Below are 414 nucleotides of genomic sequence, written 5' to 3' on the forward strand. Positions count from 1 at the left end.
GGCGTTGAAATGTTCCGCAAGCTGCTCGATCAGGGCCAGGCTGGCGACAACATCGGTGCACTGGTTCGTGGCGTACAGCGCGATGGCGTTGAGCGTGGTCAGATCCTTTGCAAGCCAGGCTCTGTTAAGCCGCACAAGAAGTTCATGGCTGAAGCCTACATCCTGACGAAGGAAGAAGGCGGTCGTCATACACCGTTCTTCACGAACTACCGTCCACAGTTCTACTTCCGTACAACTGACGTGACCGGTATCGTTTCGCTTCCAGAAGGCACGGAAATGGTTATGCCAGGCGACAACGTTACTGTTGAAGTCGAACTGATCGTTCCAATCGCGATGGAAGAAAAGCTGCGCTTCGCTATCCGCGAAGGCGGCCGTACCGTCGGCGCTGGCATCGTTGCTTCGATCGTCGAGTAA

1 protein-coding gene is annotated in these 414 nt (G+C 55.3%); it reads left to right on the forward strand.

Annotated features, from left to right (window positions below):
- A partial coding sequence (locus tag IFT53_RS23550) for an EF-Tu C-terminal domain-related protein (RefSeq protein ID WP_446737718.1) occupies nucleotides 1–414 on the forward strand: 414 nt, incomplete at its 5' end.

The sequence above is a fragment of the Rhizobium sp. CFBP 13644 genome, assembly GCF_014842165.1.
Taxonomy (GTDB): Bacteria; Pseudomonadota; Alphaproteobacteria; order Rhizobiales; family Rhizobiaceae; genus Agrobacterium; species Agrobacterium tumefaciens_C.